Origin of the sequence: Luteimonas terrae (genome assembly GCF_004358165.1) — a bacterium.
Classification (GTDB): domain Bacteria; phylum Pseudomonadota; class Gammaproteobacteria; order Xanthomonadales; family Xanthomonadaceae; genus Luteimonas; species Luteimonas terrae.
Window position 1 is genome coordinate 1,156,149 of sequence record NZ_SMTG01000002.1, and the last position, 15,528, is coordinate 1,171,676.

Consider the following 15,528-nt stretch of genomic DNA (forward strand, 5'->3'; position numbering starts at 1 on the left):
GGCAGGCTCTGCCTCGATCCGCCGGCTACTGATGAGAATCTTCTGATATTTGCCTGTTCATTGGCCAGCTTCACGGACTTGAGCGCGACTTTCTTTCCAAACTTGGCAGCGCGCGCGCGCAGCAGCTCCTCACTGGCGTTCTGTCGCGCCCGCTTGTTCCCTGGATGGAGCCACCCCATGTCCGTTTCCCGCATTTGCACCTGCGCCATGCTTCTCGTCGCCGGCGTTTTCGCAACGTCTGCCGTTGCACAGTCGACCAGCACGACATTCCAGGTCCGCATGTCGGTCGAAAGCGTTTGCGCCTTCACTGCTCCGGGTGCCACCGATGTCGATTTCGGTGATCAGCCGTCGACCGCCCTTGGTATCGATGCCGAAGGTGCGCTCAGCGTCACCTGTACCCTGGGTACGCCCTACAACGTCACGCTCAATGCCGGACAGAACTCCGGGGCAGGCGGAGTTGCCGATCGCAACATGACCAACGGGACCGCCCTGCTGCCGTACCAGCTGTACCGGGATCCGGGCCGTTCGGAGGTCTGGGGGAACACGGTTCCGACCGATACCGTCACCGGTACCGGCACCGGCGCCGTGCAGACCATCCCGGTCTATGGTCGCGTGCCGAGCGCGAACTTCCCGGCCGGCAGCTATCTCGACGTCGTGACCGCCACGGTCGTCTACTGACAGTGGCAGCACTTGTGCGGCCGCCCACCGCATCATCCAAAGGGTCGCTCCGGGCTGCGCGGGCTGTTGTCCTGTCGATCGCGCTGGCCTTCGTGCATACCGCGTCCGCCGCCAGTCTGCAGGTTGCACCCACCCGCATCACGATCCAGCCCGGCGAGGTGGCCCAAGGCCTGACCTTGAGCAACAGCGGTGCGGAGAGCGTGCATGTGCAGGTCCGCGTCTTCCGTTGGTGGCAGGAAAACGGCAAGGACATGCTCGAGCCGACCGATGCATTGACCGTCAGCCCGCCGATGCTGCAGCTCTCAGCCGGTTCGGAGCAGCTGATCCGCGTTGTGCATACCGGCACCGCGCCGGTCGATGGCAGCGAGGCTTCTTATCGGGTGATTGTGGATGAACTCCCGCTGGACACGGGAAAGCCGCAGGGCCCCGGCCTGCGCTTCGCATTGCGGTACTCGATTCCTGTGTTCGTGCGGGGTTCCACTGGAACATCGCCGGCGTCAGCGTTGCTGGCACGCCTCGTCGACACCGTTGATGGACCGGTTGTGGAGATCCGTAATCCCGGGCATGGCAGTGCGCAGCTCGCCGATCTGGCGTTGGTGGATGCACAGGACCAGCGGCACGTCATCGCTCCGGGCCTGTCGGGTTATGTGATGCCCGGACAGACGCGCCGCTGGCCACTGCCGCCGGGGAGTCCCGCGACGGGGCGTATCGAAGCGAAACTCGACGGCGAGCCGCAGGCGCGTGCGCTGGTCCCGGATCGTTGACGCGGTCCTGCTGGGTGTGATGTCAACGCCGGCCTGGGCAGTCGATGGGGTCGCAGCTCTCCCCGCGTCAGCGCTAGACCGTCCCGCACCCTTCGATCCGTCCTCCGGCGTGCCGTTGTTGCTCGCAGTCACGTTGAACCACAGCCCGCGCGCCGGATTGCTCCCATTCGTGCATCGCGACGGCCGGCTGCACGCCGGCCCCGCCACGCTGCGCGCCCTTGGCTTCGCCAAGGCGGCCGACGCGATGTCCAGCGGTCTCCTTGCCCTCGACGCAGTCCCGGGGGTTCAAGTGCGCTACGACAGTGCATCGCAGACCGTCGCGATCGACGCACCCCTTACCGAGCTGGCGCTGGAGACAACCCGCATCGGCCAGGCCATCGATGATGCCGCGCCGGTGACTACCGACAGCAGCCCGGGCTTCCTGCTCAATTATGACCTCTATGCCAGCGAGGCACCCGATGGCAAGCAGGTCAGCGCCGGCACCGAGCTGCGCGTGTTCGGGATCGGGTCCGGCGTACTGAGCAGCACGGCGCTCCTGCGTTCCTGGCAGGCAGAAGCCGGGGCGGACGACATGCGGACTGGACGCTGGCAGCGCGAGTCGGTGCGACTCGACACGCGCTGGGATGTTTCGCTGCCCGCATCAGCCCTCTCGTTGAGCGTGGGCGACACGCTGACAGGTTTTCTCGAATGGAGCCGACCCGTGCGCATCGGAGGTCTCCAGTTCGGCCGCAACTTCGGGCTGCAGCCCTATCGCGTCATCTCGCCGACTCCGGCTTTCCTGGGCGAGGTGGCGGTACCGTCGGCCGTGGAGCTGTACGTCAACGGCCTGCGCCAGTACCAGGGCCAGTTGCCGACCGGTCCGTTCGAGATGACCACCCTGCCCGGCATCTCGGGCGCCGGCAGTGCACAAGTGGTGATCACAGACGTCTTCGGGCGCACGCGCACGCTCGACTTCCCCTTCTACGCCACCCAACGCCTGCTCGCAGCGGGTCTTTCGGACTGGTCGGTCTCGGCAGGGCGCGTGCGCAAGGATTACGGCCTGCGATCGTTTGCCTACCACCGCGATACGGTCGCCAGCGCCAATCTCCGCTACGGCATCAACGACCGCTTCACCGTCGAGACGCACTTCGAGGGCGGAGGCGGCTTGCGCAACGCCGGCGTCGGCGGTGCTTGGCTGCTCGGCATGGCCGGTGTACTCAGCGCATCGCACGTGCGCAGCAGGCTCGACACTCTGGACGGCGGACAAACGTCGATCACCTACAGCTGGCAACCCGGACAGTTCAATCTCTCACTGGACAGTCGGCGTACACACGGCGCCTATCGCGACATTGCATCGCTGTACGGTCCGCTCCCCCCCACCCGGTCCGAGCGCGCGCTTCTGGGTTACCGGACGGACGGCGGCGGCAGCCTCAACTTCAGCTATCTGCGCCTGAAACAGGCGGACCCAGAAGATGTTCCCGCGCGCTACGCAGGCATGTTCTGGAGCCGGACCTTCGAGCGCGGATGGTCGGTCAATATGAGTGTCAACCAGAACCTGGACGATGCCGAAGATCGGAGCCTGTATGCAGGCGTGCTGGTGCCTCTCGGGCGGAATCGGCAGATGAGCCTGGCCGGACAACGCCAGTCCGCGGGCCAGAGCGTACTGGTCGATGTCGCAAAGCCGATTCCGGGCGACGGCGGAATCGGCTGGCGTGCGCAGGGACGGACCGGCGATGCGAGCGGTGGCGCCGGCGAGGTGGGCTGGCTGCACGATCGTGGCCGCCTCCTGCTCGGCGCCGCACGCTTCGGCGACCGCCGTCAGGTCTATGCCCAGGCGGACGGCGCCGTGGTCTGGATGGGAGGCGGACTTTTTTCCGCACGACGCATCGACGACGCCTTTGCCGTGGTTACGACAGATGGCTTGGCCGGCGTCCCCGTGCGGCTGGAAAACCGTACGATCGGCATGACCGACGCCCGGGGCCGCCTGCTGGTCACACCGTTGCGGGCCTGGCAGCGTAACCAGTTGGGGGTCGACACGATGGCTCTGCCCGCCGACATCCGAATCGACAAGGTTGCCCTGACTACCACGCCGAGCGACAGGGCGGGCACAACAGTAGATTTCCGGCTGCGCCACGTGCGCGCCGCGCTGCTCGTGCTACACGATGCCCAGGGAGCGCCGATCCCAATGGGCGCCGCAGTCTCCGGACACAGCGACGCAGATGGTGTCGAGGCGATCGTCGGCTATGACGGCGAGACCTACGTCGAGGGTTTGGCGCACCGCAATACGCTGCACGTGCGCACAGAATCCGGCAGATGCAGCGTGCGCTTTACCTTGCCCGCCGCCCCGAACGCGGGCATCCCGCGGATCGGACCGCTGCACTGCCTGCAGGAGCCCCCGCAATGATGCGCGGAGTCCTGATGTGCCTGTTGTCCGCCGCAGCGTTCGTCTGGTCGCCGCGCGCCCAAGCCACGACGGTATGCACTGCGACAACGACACCCCTCGTGTTTCCGGCTGCAGGCATCGCACCGTCCGAGAGCACGGCGACCGTCACGATCACTTGCAACACGTTTGCGCTGTCTGTCGTGGCCTACGCGCGCGTTCGGATGTGCCTGAGCCTGGATGGCGGGAGCCTCACGCCGGCGCAGATCACGCCACGTCGGATGCAGAACGGCTTCGGAGATCCACTGGACTTCCAGATCTTCCGCGACCCGGCCCGCAGCCAGGTCTGGGGTGGGCCGCTGGCGTCCGGCAACACTGGCCCGGTGCAGATCGACCTGACGTACCCGGTGCCCGTGCTCGGTGGTTCCGCGACAGCCACTGCAACCCTGTACGGACGGGTTCCCGCGCAGCCCGGCGCAGCGTCGGGGACCTTCACCAATACGTTCTCGGCGAGCAATGCCACGCTGTCCTATCGCTACGTCGAGCCTTTGCTGCTCACGTCGCCCTATCCCGCGAGTTGCACGACGGGCGGCGTGGGAGGAGGCACGACGGGCTTCGGCTTCACGGCAAGTGCGTCGGTGCCCAGCCGCTGTACGCTCTCGACTGCTACCAACCTCGAATTCGGCAGCGTACCCGGCACGATCCTGAGCAATCGCGACGAAACGTCTGCTGTGACCTTTACCTGTACCAATCGAACCGCTTGGAACGTCGGGTTGGACAACGGCCTGCATGCAGCAGGCGCAATACGGCGTATGCGGCGGGGCTCGACCTCGGACTATGTGCGCTACGAACTGTACCGCGACGAGCCCCGCAATCTGCGCTGGGGCACGACGACCGGCAGCGACACCGCGGCGGGCACGGGCACAGGCGCTTCGCAGTCGGTAACCGTCTATGGTCGCGTGCCCTCTGGACAGACGGTGCCCGCGGGCAGCTACACCGACACAGTCACGGTCACCGTGACCTACTGACCCGGCCCGGTGCACGCCGGGCGCCGGCCTGCTACACTTCCGCTGCTGTGCGGGGTCACCCGCCGCCGATGCCGGGCGTCACCGGCAAATCCACACCTGCCGCAACAGCCCGTGCCGGGGTGCCTCGCAAGAGGTTCGGTCACGGAGGCGACAGGGAGGCCCAACCCCGGAACCACTGCCCCGCCTGCGTGCGGCGCACCCGCCCACACCTCCAGCGGCGGCCGGTTCCACTGTCAGGAGTTCCGCAATGCCCCAGATCACCATGCGCCAGATGCTCGAAGCCGGCGTCCACTTCGGTCACCAGACCCGCTACTGGAACCCGAAGATGGGTCCGTACATCTTCGGTGCCCGCGGCAAGATCCACATCATCAATCTCGAGAAGACCGTTCCGCTGTTCAACGACGCGATGAACTTCATCTCGGGTATCGCGCAGAAGCGCGGCATGATCCTGTTCATCGGCACCAAGCGCAGCGCCCGCGACGCGATCAAGGAAGAAGCCGAGCGTTGCGGCATGCCGTACATGACCCAGCGCTGGCTGGGCGGCACGCTGACCAACTTCGCCACGGTGAAGAAGTCGGTGTCGCGCCTGAAGGAGCTGGAGTCGGCCGAGACCGACGGCACGTTCGAGAAGCTGGTCAAGCACGAAGTGCTGGGCCTGCGCCGTGAGCGCGACAAGCTGGAAGCCTCGCTCGGCGGCATCAAGGACATGAACCGCCTGCCCGACGCGCTGTTCGTCATCGACATCGGCCACGAAGACATCGCCATCAAGGAAGCCAAGAAGCTCGGCATCCCGGTGATCGCGGTCGTCGACACCAACTACGACCCGGCGCTGGTCGATTACGCAATCCCGGGCAACGACGACGCCATCCGCGCCGTGCAGCTGTACGCGAACGCCGCCGCCGACGCCGTGCTCGAGGGCAAGGCCGCTGCGCCGAGCGCCGCAACCGTGCGCGAGGAAGAGTTCGCCGAAGGTGGCGACAAGCCGGCCCGCGCCCCGCGCGGCAAGAAGGCCGAAGAAGCACCGGCGGCCGAGTAACGGCCGCGACATGCTCACCGCCCATGCTGGGCGGTGCGCGCATCACGCCGCGGGCGCCCCGCGTTGCCGGCGTCGATTCATCTGCGCGGGCCGCTGCGCCCGCCGACATCTCCCGAATTTCAGAGGTCTCCAATGGAAATCACCGCATCCCTGGTCAAGGAACTGCGCGAGCGCACCGGCGCCGGCATGATGGAGTGCAAGAAGGCGCTCAGCGAAACCGGCGGCAACATCGACGCCGCCGCCGAGGCGCTGCGCAAGTCGGGCCTGGCCAAGGCCGACAAGAAGGCCGACCGCGTGACCGCCGAGGGCCGCATCGCCGCCACGCAGAACGGCAACACCGCCGTGCTCGTCGAGATCAATTCCGAGACCGACTTCGTCGCCAAGGATGACAACTTCCTGCGTTTCGCCGACACCGTGGCCAAGGCCGCCCTGTCGTCGGGCGCTGCCGACGTCGAAGCCCTCAAGGCCGTCAAGGTCGAGTCGGGCGACACGGTCGAAGAAACCCGCGCCGCGGTCATCGCCAAGGTCGGCGAGAACCTGCAGGTCCGTCGTCTGGTCCGCATCGAGAGCGACAACAACGTGGCGGCCTACGTCCACGGCGGCCGTATCGGCGTGCTGGTCGAGCTCAAGGGCGGCGATGCCGACCTCGCGCGTGGTCTGGCGATGCACGTCGCGGCGATGAACCCGCCCTACAACAAGGCGAGCGACGTCCCGACCGAATTCGTCGAGAAGGAAAAGGAAATCGAACTGGCCAAGATGTCCGAAAAGGACAAGTCCAAGCCGGCCGACATCCTCGAGAAGATCATCAGCGGCAAGATCAACAAGATCGTCAGCGAGGTCACGCTGTACGGCCAGCCCTACGTGCTCGACACCGACAAGACCGTCGAGGCCGTGCTGAAGGCTGCTGGCGCCGAAGTCGTCGGCTTCCAGCGTCTGGCGGTGGGCGAAGGCATCGAGAAGGTGGTCGAGGATTACGCCGCCGAAGTGATGAAGCAGGCCGGCCTGGCCTGATCGCCCTGCCCGTCGGCGCTGTGGCGTCGACAGGCGGACACGAGAAAACGCGCCTTCGGGCGCGTTTTTTTTTGGTCGATCGCATGAAGGACGACGACCCGACGTGGGGGATATTGGCGCGGATACGGAAACGCTCCGGGAGTGCCGGAGCGTTCGTGTCGAGAAACGGATCCGCCCGCCTCAGGCCAGTTCGCGCACGCCCAGTTCGCGCAAGGCGTTCTGCATCAGCTCCGCAGCCGGCTCGCTGAGCTTCTCGTTGTCGAGCGCGTAGCGGATCGTCGCCTCGATCAGGCCCAGATGCGTGCCGCAGTCGAAGCGGACGCCCTGGAAACGATAGGCGTGCACCGCCTGCTCGGCCAGCAGGGCCGCGATCGCATCTGTCAGCTGGATCTCGCCGCCGGCGCCCGGCCTGGTGGTTTCGAGCAGCTCGAAGATCCGGCCGTCGAGCACGTAGCGACCGACGACGGCCAGCGTGCTCGGCGCATCGGCCGGCTTGGGCTTCTCGACCATCGCGGTGATGCGGCCGTGGCGACCTTCGAAATCATCCGTCGCGACGATGCCGTAGCTGGCCGTCTGCTCGCGCTCGACATCCTGAACGGCAATCATGCTCGCACCGGTCGCCGCGTGGGCGTCCGCCATCTGGCGGAGCGCGCCCGCACCGTTGCGGTTCCAAAGCAGGTCATCGGGCAGCATCACCGCAAAGGGCTCGTTGCCGATCACCGACTTCGCGCACAACACCGCGTCACCCAGACCACGGGCCTCGGGTTGGGTCACGAAAATCGCGCGCACGCCATCGGGCAGCGGACGCCTCACCTTCTCGAGCAATTCGTGCTTGCCGGCGGCCTCGAGTCGATCCTCGAGCTCGTAGGCCTTGTCGAAGTAATCGCCGATGGCGTGCTTGTAGCGGTTGGTCACGAAGACCAGCGTGTCGCAGCCCGCCTCGATCGCTTCGTCCACCGCATACTGGATCAGCGGCCGATCGACGATCGGCAGCATTTCCTTCGGTACCGTCTTGGTGGCAGGCAGAAACCGTGTCCCGAGGCCTGCGACGGGAAACACCGCCTTGCGAATCCTTTGCGTCATTGCTGTCTCGCGTGTCGTGGGGGGAACGCGACGATCGTCGCTCCACTGTTGTGTGCAACACGCGATTGCAGCGGGGCGAATTCCGGCACCGCTTCGCGCAGGGAGACCGCAAGCAACTCGAGGTCGTAACGCGCGACGCCATCGGAGAGCTTCGCCAGCGCAGCGGACAAGCGTTCCGCATGCACCGTACGCGCCTCGGCGAGCAGGATCTTCGGATGCGTCGTCGGGCGATACCGCTCGTCGGCGTGGAACAGTGTCTCGTGGAGTTTCTCGCCGGGTCGCAAGCCGGAGTACACGATCGCCACGTCGTGCTCGGGATGCTTGCCTGCCAGGCGGATCATCTGTTCGGCGAGCAGCCGGATCGACACCGGCTCGCCCATGTCGAGTGTGTAGACGGCCTGCGGTGAGCCGATCGCGACGGACTGCATGATCAGCTGGCAGGCCTCGGGAATCGTCATGAAATAACGCGTGACCTCGGGATCGGTCACGGTCACCGGGCCGCCGCGCCGGATCTGCTCGCGGAACAGTGGCACGACGCTGCCGGCCGAATCGAGCACGTTGCCGAAGCGGACGGTGATGAAATCGGTTGCGGCCGAGTTGGCCAGATCCTGGCAGACCATTTCCGCCAACCGCTTGGTCGCACCGAGGACATTGACCGGGTCGACCGCCTTGTCGGTGGAGATCAACACGAATGTCCCGACATCGTGGGCCACCGCCGTCTCCGCGACGGCGCGCGTGGCCAGCACGTTGTTGCGCACACCTTCGCGCAGTTGGGTCTCGAGCACCGGCACCTGCTTGTAGGCCGCGGCGTGGAAGACCGCATCGGGCGCCGCCAGGCGCATCGCATGCCCGATCACCGCGCGATCGCCGCAATCGCCGAGCACCGGGATCAGTTCGATACGCGGAAAGTCACGGCGCAGCTCGCTCTCGATGCGGGTCAGCGCCAGCTCGTCCATTTCCACCAGCGCGATCTGCGCGGTGCCGTTGCGGGCGCACTGGCGACACAGTTCCGAGCCGATCGAACCGCCGGCGCCCGTGACCAGGACGCTGCGCCCGCGCAGCCATGCGCGGATCGCCTTCCAGTCCGGCATGACGGGCTTGCGCCCTAGCAGGTCCTCGATCGCGACTTCCTTCAGCTCGCCAGGCAAGGAGCGGCCTTCGAGCAGGTCGTCGAGCTTGGGTACGGTCCGGAACGGAAGCCCGGTCTTTTCGCAGGCTGCAACGACTTTCCGCATCTCGACCGCGCTGGCCGATGGGATCGCGATGACGAGCAGCTTGGCAGCGGTTTCCGATGCAAGTTTCTCGACATCCTCGATCTTGCCGAGCACCGGCACGCCCTGCAGCTGGCTGCCGCGCAGTTTCGGTGCGTCGTCGAGGAAGCCGACCGGATCGTAGGCACCGGTCCTGCGAAGATCACGCACCAGCGTCTCGCCCGCCTGCCCTGCACCCAGAATCAGCACACGGACGGCGGACTGGCTGGTGCGCGCTGACCCGTGATCCTTCCACGCCCGGTACAGCAGGCGCGGCATGCCGAGCAGCGCGGCAAGCAGCAGCGGATACGTGACCAGCACCGTGCGCGGCACGAGATTGAGGCGGTTGTAGACGAACAGCACCAGCATGATCGTCAGCAGACCGAGGATCGCCGCCTTCACGATGTTGAGCAGATCGGGCACGCTGGCGAAGCGCCAGACACCTCGATACAGGCCGACGCGCCAGAAGATCAATCCCTGCGCGAGCAGAATGAGGGCGATCTCTGCCGACCACAACGACAAGGTCGGCGAACTTTCCATGACGGAATGACGGAACTGGTGCAGGCCGATCCAGCACAGCCACACCATCACCAGATCGTGCAGCACGACGGCCACACGCGGTCCCAGGATGCCGATCCTGGCCTTGAAGTCAGTCATCCAGTCGCGTCCCTACGACAGACGCGCGCGGTTGTGCCGCGCGCGAAAAGTGAGCCAGATCGTGACACCGAGGAGATACCACGTGGCGAAGGCTCCGATGATAACGGGTTGCGAGGCACCTGCCAGCCATGCGGCGACAAGAATGGACAGCAGCGTCCAGGCTGCGTAAGCACATGTCACGACGGCATGGGCGTGCCCCGCCTGCACCCACCGCTGGTACATGTGCTGTACGTGCGGCGTCCACCATCGTTCGCCGCGAATGATGCGGGACAGCAATGTCAAAGCGGCGTCAATCAGAAATGCCGACAGTGGCAGGAGCAACAGCAGCGAGATGACCAGATCGGGCTGCGGGACGAGCGCGAACAGGCACGCAACGGCGTATCCCAAGGCGCCACTTCCGACGTCGCCCATGAAGATCCGTGCCTTGGGGAAGTTCAGCGGCAGGAATCCGAGACAAGCGGCGACGAACATGCATGCGAGCGCGACGCCCCCGCCCATCAGGCCCAGCAGCGCCAAGGCGCCTGCCACGAGCGCGGCCTGGCTTGCGGCGATGCCATCGATGCCGTCCATGAAGTTCCAGACATTGACGAGGCCGAGTGCCAGCAAAAAGACCACAGCCGCCCACCAGGCCGGCTGTTCCGCCCAGAGGACACCCGCGGCCAGCAGCGTGGCCGACAGGAGGTGCACCAGGAGACGACTCCAGGGCGACAGGGGGCGATGGTCGTCGACCCAGCCGATGCCGGCCACCAGCAGGAGCCCGAGCGCGCCCAGCAGGAACACCGGCTGCATCACACCATCGGTCCCCAGCCAGACCATCGCCGGCAGCACGACGGCGACGATCGCAATGCCCCCGCCGCGTGGCGTGGCGACCACGTGGCTGCGCCGCTCGCCGGGTGCATCGACGAGTTGCCGCCAGAGCGCGTATCGCCTGGCCAGCGCCGTCAGGGCGAGTGCGACGAAGAACGCCCCGAGGCACAGCGCCGCGAGGATGGACATCGAAAGCTGCACTCAGACCACGGCGTAGTTGAGTAGCGGCTTGATCGTGCCCCACTCCTTGCAGCTGGGGCACTGCCAGTGATGGCTGCGCGCACCGAAACCGCACTGCTTGCAACGGTAGCTCGGATTGCGCACCAGCAGCTGCTCGGTGATCAGGCGCAACTCCTGCAGCGTGCCGACATGATCCACGCCGTCGGCCAAGGTCAGCTCGATCAGCGCCGCCTCACCGCGCACTGACGGGCGGTCCTTGAGCTGGCGCGTCAGATAGGTTCTCGCCGCGTGTACGCCCTCGTCCTGCTCGACCAGACGCGTCAGTGCCAGCACAGGCGCCACGCCCTTGTAATGCTCGGTCATCTGCGAGAGGAAGTTGCGCGCGCCCGGCACGTCGCCGACGCGCTCGTAGGCGGCCAGCAGCGGCGGCAACACCTCGGGCAGGAAATCCGCGTCGTGGCGCGCGGCACGCTCGAAAGCGCGGATCGCCGCCGTATCGTTGCCGGCGTCGATCTCGATGCGTCCTTCGAGAATGCCGGCACGCACCGACCCCGAATCCGCCGCGTAAGCGCGCTGCACCGCCGCGCGCGCTGCGTCGTGATCGCCTGCGGACCGGAAACGATCGGCGAGCTCGCACTCGAACTGCGCGATCAGCTTGCCCATCGGCTCGCCGGTCGCGGCCTCGTAGCGGGTCGCGTTCTCGATCGCCTTCTGCCAGTCGCGCTCGGCCTGGTAGATGCCGATCAGATGACGCAGCGCCTGGGGCGCACGCTGGTCGATCCTGGCCAGGTCGGTGAACACGGTTTCGGCGCGATCGAGCAGGCCGGACTTCATGTAGTCCTCGCCGAGTGCGAGCAGCGCCTGTACCTTCTGCTGGTCGTTGAGATCCGGACGCTGCACCAGCCCCTGATGCAGACGGATCGCTCGATCGACCTCGCCGCGGCGGCGGAACAGATGGCCCAGCGCGACCTGCGTTTCGAAGGTGTCCTTGTCGAGTTCGGCGATGTGCAGGAACAGCTCGATCGCCTTGTCGGGCTGCTCGTTGAGCAGATAGTTCAGACCACGGAAATAGGTCGTCGACAACCGGCTGACCTGGGTGTCGCTGTGGCGCTCACCACCACGCCGGCCGATCACCCAACCGCTGAGCGCCGCGATCGGCAGCAGCAGGAAGAACCAGAACCACTCGGTGACAAACGCCATGGATCACGCTCCATCGATGGATCGGCCGCGAACGCGCATCGCGCAGCGCCGACGGTGCGTCGACGATCCTACCCGCTGACCGATCATGCACGCCAACGTCGCGGCAGGCCGCGAGGGCGTGGAAAGAAAATGCGACCGCCCGGAGCGGTCAGTCTTCGGCCGGCATCGGTTGCACGTCGCTGACGCGATCACGCAGTTCCTTGCCCGGCTTGAAATGCGGCACATGCTTGCCCGGAAGCGCGACGGCGTCGCCGGTCTTCGGGTTGCGTCCGGTGCGCGGCGGACGGAAATGCAGCGAGAAGCTGCCGAAACCGCGGACCTCGATGCGGTCGCCGGCCGCGAGCGCCCCGCCCATCATCTCGAGCATGGCCTTGACCGACAGGTCGACGTCCTCGCCCTTGAGGTGCGCCTGGCGCTGGGTCAGCAGTTCGATGAGTTCCGACTTCGTCATGTCTCGTTCTTGCAGATGCGAAAGCGCCGGCCCGGGCGGACCCGGGCCGGCGCCGATCGGGCTTACTCGCCCTTGTTGCCCAGCTGCTCGCGCAGCAGCGCGCCCAGCTTGGTGGTGCCGCTCGAGGCTTCCGATGCCTGCTTGTTGTACTCGGCCAGGGTCTCGGCGGTTTCCGCCTCGTCCTTCGCCTTGATCGACAGCTGCAGCACGCGGGTCTTGCGATCAACGCCGAAGTACTTGGCTTCGATCTCCTGACCGACCTTCAGGTGCTGGCTGGCGTCGTCGATGCGCTGGTCGCTGATGTCGCGCGCCTGCACATAGCCTTCCACGCCGTCACCCAGATCGATCACCGCACCCTTGGCATCGACTTCCTTCACGGTGCCCGAGACCTTCGAGCCGCGCGGGTTGTTGCCCATGAACTGGCCCATCGGGTCCTGCTCAAGCTGCTTGACGCCCAGCGAGATGCGCTCGCGCTCCGGATCGACCGCCAGCACCACGGCTTCGACCGTGTCGCCCTTCTTGAAGTTGCGGGCAACGTCTTCGCCGGTGGAGTTCCACGCGATGTCCGACAGGTGGATCAGGCCGTCGATGCCGCCGTCCAGGCCGATGAAAATGCCGAAGTCGGTGATCGACTTGATCTGGCCGTCGACCTTGTCGCCCTTCTTGTGGATGGCCGCGAAGGTTTCCCACGGGTTCGAGGTGACCTGCTTGATGCCCAGCGAGATGCGGCGACGCTCTTCGTCCACGTCGAGCACCATGACCTCGAGCTCGTCACCGACCTGCACCACCTTGGACGGGTTGACGTTCTTGTTGGTCCAATCCATCTCGGACACGTGCACCAGGCCTTCGACGCCCGGCTCGATCTCGACGAACGCGCCGTAATCGGTGACGTTGGAGACCTTGCCGAACACGCGGGTGTTGGACGGGTAGCGGCGGGCGATGTTGTCCCACGGATCCTCGCCCAGCTGCTTGAGGCCGAGCGACACGCGGTTGCGCTCGCGGTCGTACTTGAGCACGCGGACTTCGAGCTCCTGGCCCACTTCCACCACTTCGGACGGATGGCGCACGCGCTTCCAGGCCATGTCGGTGATGTGCAGCAGACCGTCGATGCCGCCGAGGTCGACGAACGCGCCGTAGTCGGTGAGGTTCTTGACGACGCCCTTGAGCACGGCGCCTTCGACCAGCTTCTCCATCAGCTGCTCGCGCTCTTCCGAGTGCTCGCTCTCGACGACCGCGCGACGCGAAACGACGACGTTGTTGCGCTTGCGGTCCAGCTTGATCAGCTTGAACTCGAGTTCCTTGCCCTCGAGGTAGACCGGGTCACGGACCGGACGCACGTCGACCAGCGAGCCCGGCAGGAATGCGCGGACGTCCTTGATGTCGACGGTGAAGCCGCCCTTGACCTTGCCGCTGATGCGGCCGGTGATGGTCTCGTTCTTCTCGAGCGCTTCTTCCAGCTCGTCCCACACCATCGCGCGCTTGGCCTTCTCGCGCGACAGCACGGTCTCGCCGAAGCCGTTCTCGAGGGCGTCCAGCGCCACCTTGACGGTGTCGCCTTCGGCAACGTCGATCTCGCCGGCGTCGTTACGGAACTGCTCGATCGGCACGATGCCTTCCGACTTCAGGCCGGCGTTGATCACGACGACGTCGGTGCGGACCTGCACCACGACGCCGGTGACGATGGCGCCCGGCTTGAGCTTGGCCAGATTGGTCTGGCTGGCTTCGAACAGTTCTGCGAATGATTCGGTCATTGGTAAATACCTGGTTGACTCAGACTGCGGGGCGGCGCGTGTGCGCTGGTGCCGGCAGTCCACCCGTTGGTCGGCCGTCGCGGGATTGCAGGGCCGTGAGTGTTGAGGTGGATGGAACCGGTGGCCGGAGGATTCCGGATGCCGGCATGGGTACAGCGGTGGAGCGGTCTTGCGTGCAACAGGAACAACGTCGAAGCGACCCGGACCGGTCACCCACCAGCGGTGGAATGGTCGGTGCGGATCAGCCGCGTGCGGGCAGCAGCGCCAGCACCCGCTCGACGACGGCGTCGATGCCAAGACCGGTGGTGTCGATGCGGACGGCGTCTTCGGCCGGCCGCAGCGGCGCCACCGAACGGTTGGCGTCACGGGCGTCGCGGGCGAGGATCTCGCGCAGCAGACCGTCCATTGTCACCGAAACCCCCTTGTGCTTCAACTGCTTATAGCGGCGTTCGGCGCGCTCCTCGGCACTCGCGGTCAGGAACACCTTCCAGCCGGCGTCCGGGAAGATCACCGTGCCCATGTCGCGGCCGTCGGCGACCAGGCCGGGCTCGACCCTGAACGCGCGCTGCCGGTCCTTGAGCGCGGCGCGGACCTCGGGAATCGCGGCAATCGCGGAGGCCGCGGCGCCGGCGGTTTCGGTCCGCAATTCGTCCGTGGCGTCGTGGCCGTTGACCAGCACGCGCAGCTCGTCGCCGCTTTCGTCGAAGCCGATGGTGGTGTCGAAGGTGCAGCGCACCAGCGCGCCGGCATCGTCCAGATCGAGGTCCGCCCAGCCGGCTGCGACACCGACCGCGCGATACAGGGCGCCCGAATCGAGATAATGCCAACCCAGCCGCTGCGCGACCGCGCGACTGATGGTGCCCTTACCTGAACCCGAAGGGCCGTCGATCGTGAGAACGGGCACCGTGGCCGTCATTTGCGTCTCCTGCGCAGGGCCCGGCATCGCGAAGACGCCAAGCGCTTGAATCGTGGGGGAAAGAGCCGCTAGAATAGCGGGCTTGCTGTTCGTATCCCATCCCAGAGGTTCACCATGAAGGTCCTGTCGTCCCTGAAGTCGGCGAAGACCCGCCACCGCGATTGCAAGGTTGTGCGTCGCCGCGGCAAGGTCTTCGTGATCTGCAAGTCCAATCCGCGTTTCAAGGCGCGCCAGCGCTGAGACGCGTTGCCGTCGCATACGCGACAGGCACGCGAGAAAGGCCGCAGCGATGCGGCCTTTCTTCGTTTCAGACGCGCACATCCCGCCTCGGCATCGCCGTCGCGCGAATTCTGATAC

At 66.2% G+C, this 15,528-nt stretch carries 14 protein-coding genes; 7 read left to right on the top strand and 7 right to left on the bottom strand.

Going from position 1 to position 15,528, the window contains the following annotated elements:
• The first annotated feature begins 177 nt into the window (after positions 1 to 177).
• From E2F49_RS05450 to tsf, 6 genes are all read left to right on the top strand, one after another.
• Entirely contained in the window at positions 178 to 678 is a 501-nt protein-coding gene (locus E2F49_RS05450; protein ID WP_165971117.1) for a Csu type fimbrial protein, read from the top strand.
• A gap of 14 nt (positions 679 to 692) precedes the next feature.
• Complete coding sequence (locus tag E2F49_RS05455) at positions 693 to 1,442, top strand: fimbrial biogenesis chaperone (protein ID WP_243713458.1); 750 nt, start codon at positions 693 to 695, stop codon at positions 1,440 to 1,442.
• Between the two features lie 19 nt (positions 1,443 to 1,461).
• Complete coding sequence (locus E2F49_RS05460) at positions 1,462 to 3,825, top strand: fimbria/pilus outer membrane usher protein (RefSeq protein ID WP_133393471.1); 2,364 nt, start codon at positions 1,462 to 1,464, stop codon at positions 3,823 to 3,825.
• A 14-nt stretch (positions 3,826 to 3,839) separates the two neighbouring features.
• Positions 3,840 to 4,829, top strand: a complete 990-nt coding sequence (locus E2F49_RS05465; RefSeq protein ID WP_133392910.1) for a Csu type fimbrial protein — start codon at positions 3,840 to 3,842, stop codon at positions 4,827 to 4,829.
• A gap of 247 nt (positions 4,830 to 5,076) precedes the next feature.
• Complete coding sequence (gene rpsB, locus E2F49_RS05470; protein WP_133392911.1) at positions 5,077 to 5,865, top strand: 30S ribosomal protein S2; 789 nt, start codon at positions 5,077 to 5,079, stop codon at positions 5,863 to 5,865.
• A gap of 132 nt (positions 5,866 to 5,997) precedes the next feature.
• Positions 5,998 to 6,876: a translation elongation factor Ts gene (gene tsf, locus E2F49_RS05475; protein ID WP_133392912.1), complete on the top strand. Its 879-nt coding sequence runs from the start codon at positions 5,998 to 6,000 to the stop codon at positions 6,874 to 6,876.
• A gap of 180 nt (positions 6,877 to 7,056) precedes the next feature.
• On the opposite strand, the gene galU is transcribed toward tsf, so the two are convergent.
• The 7 genes from galU to cmk all read right to left on the bottom strand — a co-directional run bounded on the left by galU (position 7,057) and on the right by cmk (position 15,171).
• Positions 7,057 to 7,959 (bottom strand): UTP--glucose-1-phosphate uridylyltransferase GalU, encoded by a 903-nt coding sequence (gene galU, locus E2F49_RS05480; protein ID WP_133392913.1) that lies wholly within the window; start codon positions 7,957 to 7,959, stop codon positions 7,057 to 7,059.
• Positions 7,956 to 9,866 (bottom strand): polysaccharide biosynthesis protein, encoded by a 1,911-nt coding sequence (locus tag E2F49_RS05485; protein WP_133392914.1) that lies wholly within the window; start codon positions 9,864 to 9,866, stop codon positions 7,956 to 7,958. The genes galU and E2F49_RS05485 overlap by 4 nt, the downstream gene beginning before the upstream one ends.
• Positions 9,867 to 9,878: 12 nt before the next feature.
• A complete protein-coding gene (locus E2F49_RS05490) occupies positions 9,879 to 10,862 on the bottom strand; it encodes an MraY family glycosyltransferase (RefSeq protein WP_133392915.1) in 984 nt (327 codons plus the stop codon).
• A gap of 12 nt (positions 10,863 to 10,874) precedes the next feature.
• Complete coding sequence (gene lapB, locus E2F49_RS05495) at positions 10,875 to 12,053, bottom strand: lipopolysaccharide assembly protein LapB (RefSeq protein WP_133392916.1); 1,179 nt, start codon at positions 12,051 to 12,053, stop codon at positions 10,875 to 10,877.
• 148 nt (positions 12,054 to 12,201) lie between these two features.
• Entirely contained in the window at positions 12,202 to 12,504 is a 303-nt protein-coding gene (locus E2F49_RS05500; RefSeq protein WP_055248739.1) for an integration host factor subunit beta, read from the bottom strand.
• A 62-nt stretch (positions 12,505 to 12,566) separates the two neighbouring features.
• Positions 12,567 to 14,255 (bottom strand): 30S ribosomal protein S1, encoded by a 1,689-nt coding sequence (gene rpsA / locus E2F49_RS05505; protein WP_055248740.1) that lies wholly within the window; start codon positions 14,253 to 14,255, stop codon positions 12,567 to 12,569.
• Between the two features lie 241 nt (positions 14,256 to 14,496).
• Positions 14,497 to 15,171, bottom strand: coding sequence for a (d)CMP kinase (cmk, locus tag E2F49_RS05510; protein WP_133392917.1), 675 nt, complete (start codon positions 15,169 to 15,171; stop codon positions 14,497 to 14,499).
• Positions 15,172 to 15,285: 114 nt separating this feature from the next.
• Here cmk and ykgO point away from each other — a divergent pair, with 114 nt between their 5' ends.
• The gene (gene ykgO / locus E2F49_RS05515; protein WP_005913193.1) at positions 15,286 to 15,411 is read left to right on the top strand and encodes a type B 50S ribosomal protein L36; all 126 of its coding nucleotides are present in this window, start codon (positions 15,286 to 15,288) and stop codon (positions 15,409 to 15,411) included.
• Positions 15,412 to 15,528: the final 117 nt, after the last annotated feature.

Bases quoted from the DNA above. Each gene is read 5' to 3' on its own strand.
- E2F49_RS05450 (WP_165971117.1), top strand. From the start codon at position 178: ATGTCCGTTTCCCGCATTTGCACCTGCGCCATGCTTCTCGTCGCCGGC.
- E2F49_RS05460 (WP_133393471.1), top strand. From the start codon at position 1,462: ATGTCAACGCCGGCCTGGGCAGTCGATGGGGTCGCAGCTCTCCCCGCG.
- E2F49_RS05465 (WP_133392910.1), top strand. From the start codon at position 3,840: ATGTGCCTGTTGTCCGCCGCAGCGTTCGTCTGGTCGCCGCGCGCCCAA.
- rpsB (WP_133392911.1), top strand. From the start codon at position 5,077: ATGCCCCAGATCACCATGCGCCAGATGCTCGAAGCCGGCGTCCACTTC.
- tsf (WP_133392912.1), top strand. From the start codon at position 5,998: ATGGAAATCACCGCATCCCTGGTCAAGGAACTGCGCGAGCGCACCGGC.
- galU (WP_133392913.1), bottom strand. From the start codon at position 7,959: ATGACGCAAAGGATTCGCAAGGCGGTGTTTCCCGTCGCAGGCCTCGGG.
- E2F49_RS05485 (WP_133392914.1), bottom strand. From the start codon at position 9,866: ATGACTGACTTCAAGGCCAGGATCGGCATCCTGGGACCGCGTGTGGCC.
- E2F49_RS05490 (WP_133392915.1), bottom strand. From the start codon at position 10,862: ATGTCCATCCTCGCGGCGCTGTGCCTCGGGGCGTTCTTCGTCGCACTC.
- lapB (WP_133392916.1), bottom strand. From the start codon at position 12,053: ATGGCGTTTGTCACCGAGTGGTTCTGGTTCTTCCTGCTGCTGCCGATC.
- E2F49_RS05500 (WP_055248739.1), bottom strand. From the start codon at position 12,504: ATGACGAAGTCGGAACTCATCGAACTGCTGACCCAGCGCCAGGCGCAC.
- rpsA (WP_055248740.1), bottom strand. From the start codon at position 14,255: ATGACCGAATCATTCGCAGAACTGTTCGAAGCCAGCCAGACCAATCTG.
- cmk (WP_133392917.1), bottom strand. From the start codon at position 15,171: ATGACGGCCACGGTGCCCGTTCTCACGATCGACGGCCCTTCGGGTTCA.
- ykgO (WP_005913193.1), top strand. From the start codon at position 15,286: ATGAAGGTCCTGTCGTCCCTGAAGTCGGCGAAGACCCGCCACCGCGAT.